Below are 3,148 nucleotides of genomic sequence, written 5' to 3' on the forward strand. Positions count from 1 at the left end.
CTTCCGCGGGGTTGCGGATATATCGGGACATTTTCCTTGTGCCTGGGGTCGGAGGTTTCGTCACGGCGAGCCTGATCGGCCGGATGCCGATGGCCATGCTCTCGCTGGCCACGGTCCCCCGACTCGTAACAGGCGCCCGGTACATTGGCGCCGGAGCCAGGCCCCGTCCGGCCGACCTGACCCGGGAGGCCGGCCGGGCCTTCGCGCCATCGCCAACCTCCGACACCAGACAAGGGGTCAGCTGTGCCGGACCTGTCCCAGATCGTCAAGGCGTACGACGTCCGCGGCGTGGTTCCCGACCAGTGGGACGAGCGCCTCGCGAACCTGTTCGGCGCCGCGTTCGTCGAGATCACCGGCGCCGACGCCATCGTCATCGGCCACGACATGCGGCCGTCCTCCCCGGGGCTCGCCGCCGCCTTCGGCCGCGGCGCCGCCGCGCGCGGCGCGAACGTCACCGAGATCGGCCTCTGCTCCACCGACCAGCTCTACTACGCGAGCGGCGCCCTCGACCGGCCGGGCGCGATGTTCACCGCCAGCCACAACCCGGCCCGCTACAACGGCATCAAGATGTGCCGTGCCGGCGCCGCGCCCGTCGGCCAGGACACCGGCCTCGCCGACATCAGGGCCCTCGTCGAGCGGTGGGTCGAGGAGGGCGCGCCCGAGTCCGTCGCCGAGCCGGGCGGCGTCGAGCAGCGGGACGTCCTCGACGACTACGCGGCCCACCTGCGCTCCCTGGTCGACCTCAGCGACATCCGCCGCCTGAAGGTGGTCGTCGACGCGGGCAACGGGATGGGCGGCCACACCGTCCCCACCGTCCTCGCCGGGCTGCCCCTCGACGTCGACCCGCTCTTCTTCGAGCTCGACGGCACCTTCCCCAACCACGAGGCCAACCCGATCGATCCGGCCAACATCGTCGACCTCCAGGCCCGGGTCAAGGCCACCGGCGCCGACCTCGGCCTCGCCTTCGACGGCGACGCCGACCGCTGCTGCGTCGTCGACGAGCGCGGCGAGTCCGTCCCCGCCTCCGCCGTCGCGGCCCTCGTCGCCGCCCGCGAGCTGGCCAAGTCCCCGGGCGGCACCGTGATCCACAACCTGATCACCTCCTGGTCCGTGCCCGAGGTGGTCAGGGAGCACGGCGGCACCCCCGTCCGCACCCGGGTCGGCCACTCGTTCATCAAGGCCGAGATGGCCCGCACCGGCGCCATCTTCGGCGGCGAGCACTCCGCCCACTACTACTTCCGCGACTTCTGGAACGCCGACACCGGCATGCTGGCCGCGCTGCACGTGCTGGCCGCGCTCGGCGAGCAGGAACGGCCGCTCTCCGAGCTCGTCGCCGCCTACGACCGCTACCCGGCCTCCGGCGAGATCAACTCCACCGTCGACGACCAGGAGGGCCGGGCCGCCGCCGTCCGAGCCGCCTACGCCGACCGCTCCGACGTCACCCTGGACGAGCTCGACGGCCTGACCGTCACCGCCGCCGACTGGTGGTTCAACCTCAGGCCCTCCAACACCGAGCCGCTGCTCCGGCTCAACATCGAGGCCCGCGACCGGGCCACCGTCGACAAGATCCGCGACGAGGTCCTGGCCATCGTCCGCGCCTGACCCCCGACCCGGCACCGCGGGTCCGCCCCGGACGTGCCGCCCCATCGGCCGGGTTCCCGGTGCCGGGGCGGCACGCCTGCGGGTAGGGTGATCAGCGGAGAACGAAGCCGCCCAGAGCGGGCCGACGCCTCGGAGGCAAGCCATGTCACTCGTCGAAGCCGCCCTGCTCGACCTCCTGGTCTGCCCGGTCTGCCACGCGCCGCTGCGCGAGGGCGACCAGGAGCTCGTCTGCACCGGCGACAGCTGCGGCCTGGCCTACCCCGTCGAGGACGGCATCCCCGTCCTCCTCGAGGACGAGGCCCGCAGGACCGACTGAGACCCGCCACGACCCGAGCCGTCCCTCCCGGCCGTCGGGCACGTCTCGGGCACGAATCGGAGAGCCCGCATGATCGACGAATCGCTGCTCGACGCCACCGAGGAACTGCTCCGCGCCGACCCGCGCGGCCTGCTGCGCGCCGTCGCCGCCGCGGGCGCCCACGTCCGCACCGCCGTCCGCGGCGCCGAGGAGTCCGAGCTGACCGGGCTCCACCCGGAGGGCCGCCCCGGCGCCGTGCTGGTCGCCGGGACGGGGCCCGAGACCCGGCTCGTCGCCGACCTCTTCGACGCCCTCGCCGAGGACGGGCTGCGCGTCTCCCGGCTCCGCCCCACCGGCGCGCTGGCCGCGCCCGGCGCCCTCACCTGGCCGCTGCCCCGCTGGGCGGGCCCCCTCGACCTGCTGCTGATCACCTCGGCCGAGGGCACCGAACCCGGGCTCGCCCTGCTGGTGGAGGCCGCCTACCGGCGCGGCTGCGCCATCGTCTCCGTCACCCCCGCCGGCTCGCCGCTCGCCGAGGCCACCGCCCACCGCCGCAACCTGGCGATCCCCTACACCCCCGCGCCCTACCAGGAGCCCGCGGGGCACCCCGGCGCCCCCGGTCCCGGCTGGGCGTTGATCGCCCCGCTGCTGCTGCTCGGCGACCGGCTCGGGCTCTTCCCGGCGGACGGCGCCGCGCTGCACGCCGTGGCCGACAGCCTGGACGCCGTCGCCGAGCGCTGCGGCCCCACCAGCCGCACCCACGGCAATCCGGCGAAGACCCTGGCCGCCGAGTTCGGCGCCGCGCTGCCGCTGCTGTGGAGCGAGGGCCCGGTCGCCCGCGCCGCGGCACGGCACGCCGCCGCCACCCTCACCGGCCTCGCCGGCCGCCCCACCCTCACCGCCGCGCTCCCCGAGGCGCTCACCGCGCACGGCGCGCTGCTCGGCGGGAACCTGGCCTCGGGCGCCGGCGACCCCGACGACTTCTTCCGCGACCGCGTCGACGAGCCGGCTCCGCTGCAGGCCCGGGTCCTGCTGCTGCGCGGCCCGCTGCCAGGCACCGAGGAGGAGACGGCGGGCGCCGCCGCGGCCGCCCGCCAACTCGCCTTCGAACAGGGCGCGGCCTTCGGCCGATGGAGTCGAAGTTCCAGTTGAAGAGGACCGCGGTGACGTCCCGGGCACCGGGTGGTGCGGCCTGGGCGGGGGTCGCGGCGGTGAGCGAGACCACGGAGCCGGCGACGGCCAACAGGCCGG

3 protein-coding genes are annotated in these 3,148 nt (G+C 75.3%); all 3 read left to right on the top strand.

Features of this window, described 5'->3' with window-relative positions:
* Positions 1-243: 243 nt before the first annotated feature.
* Positions 244-1,602: a phosphomannomutase/phosphoglucomutase gene (locus E1283_RS34245; RefSeq protein ID WP_132822067.1), complete on the top strand. Its 1,359-nt coding sequence runs from the start codon at positions 244-246 to the stop codon at positions 1,600-1,602.
* A gap of 142 nt (positions 1,603-1,744) precedes the next feature.
* Complete coding sequence (locus E1283_RS34250) at positions 1,745-1,918, top strand: Trm112 family protein (RefSeq protein ID WP_132822068.1); 174 nt, start codon at positions 1,745-1,747, stop codon at positions 1,916-1,918.
* A 69-nt stretch (positions 1,919-1,987) separates the two neighbouring features.
* On the top strand, positions 1,988-3,049 hold the full coding sequence (locus E1283_RS34255) for an SIS domain-containing protein (protein ID WP_132822069.1): 1,062 nt from the start codon (positions 1,988-1,990) through the stop codon (positions 3,047-3,049).
* The last annotated feature ends 99 nt before the right edge of the window (positions 3,050-3,148 follow it).

Origin of the sequence: Streptomyces hainanensis (genome assembly GCF_004348415.1) — a bacterium.
Lineage (GTDB): Bacteria > Actinomycetota > Actinomycetes > Streptomycetales > Streptomycetaceae > Streptomyces > Streptomyces hainanensis.